The following is a 920-nucleotide window of genomic DNA, read 5'->3' on the forward strand; positions in this document are numbered from 1 at the left end:
GCCATTCAGTTTTCATTCAGCTCGATTCAAGCCGTGTGTGGCGCAGTTGGTAGCGCGCGTGCTTTGGGAGCATGAGGTCGCAGGTTCGAGACCTGCTACATGGAGCATCTTCATTCCGGTCTTCTTCATTCTTTTGGTCTGTTAGCTCAGCTGGTAGAGCACTTCCCTGTCCAGGATGTGGTCACGGGTTCGATTCCCGTACAGGCCGCCACCATTCATGCCGTGCTACCTCGGTCGATGGATCGATAACCCCTTGCGCCGGATCGAATCCGGGCTGGACACCAGATAAATGCTCAAGTGGCGGAATCGGAAGACGCGCCTGCTTCAAAACCAGGTCTTTTGGGAGTTCGAGTCTCCCCTTGAGTACCAGAACAGTTTTCAGCCCCGGTGGTGGAATGGGAAGACACACTGGCCTTAGAAGCCAGCGCTTTCGGGCATGCCGGTTCGATGCCGGCCTGGGGCACCATTTTTTTAGATTTTTCGAAAGGTCGAAGGTGCCGGCATCAAAACCGTCCTGCGGCTCCGGACTCACGTTTCCTACGGGTGTGTAGCTCAACCAGGCAGAGTAGCGGCCTCCAAAGCCGAAGGTTAGAAGTTCGATTCTTCTCGCGCCCGCCAGCGATTTCCGGCGGTGTACCCCAGTGGTCGAAGGGAGCGGATTGCAAATCCGCCTGCGTCAGCACGCGTCAGTTCGAATCTGACCACCGCCTCCATCTCATTGCTTTCAGCGCCTGTAGCTCAGCCAGGAAAGAGCGCTGGGCTTCTACCCCAGTTTGTCGGCCGTTCGAATCGGCCCAGGCGCGCCACATTCCCCGTTCAACCAACCTCAAGGAGATTTGCCATGACAGCCAGAAACACAGCGGCCTCCAGGAGGATGGCCAAACGGACGACCACACCCCGCAACCGCATTGTTCGTGCCC

At 57.4% G+C, this 920-nt stretch carries 7 tRNA genes; all 7 read left to right on the forward strand.

The features are described from left to right. Nucleotides 1-31 precede the first annotated feature (31 nt). The 7 genes from AC1DWI_RS24585 to AC1DWI_RS24615 all read left to right on the forward strand — a co-directional run bounded on the left by AC1DWI_RS24585 (nt 32) and on the right by AC1DWI_RS24615 (nt 806). A tRNA-Pro gene (locus AC1DWI_RS24585) sits at nt 32-104 on the forward strand. Between the two features lie 31 nt (nt 105-135). Beyond that, a tRNA-Asp gene (locus AC1DWI_RS24590) sits at nt 136-211 on the forward strand. A gap of 80 nt (nt 212-291) precedes the next feature. Further along, nucleotides 292-369, forward strand: a tRNA-Leu gene (locus AC1DWI_RS24595). A 12-nt stretch (nt 370-381) separates the two neighbouring features. After that, nucleotides 382-466: transfer RNA gene (locus AC1DWI_RS24600), tRNA-Leu, on the forward strand. A 75-nt stretch (nt 467-541) separates the two neighbouring features. Further along, a tRNA-Trp gene (locus tag AC1DWI_RS24605) sits at nt 542-618 on the forward strand. 9 nt (nt 619-627) lie between these two features. Next, nucleotides 628-713: transfer RNA gene (locus tag AC1DWI_RS24610), tRNA-Cys, on the forward strand. A 14-nt stretch (nt 714-727) separates the two neighbouring features. Continuing rightward, nucleotides 728-806: transfer RNA gene (locus AC1DWI_RS24615), tRNA-Arg, on the forward strand. The last annotated feature ends 114 nt before the right edge of the window (nt 807-920 follow it).

This window comes from Polaromonas sp. P3_C2, assembly GCF_056402675.1.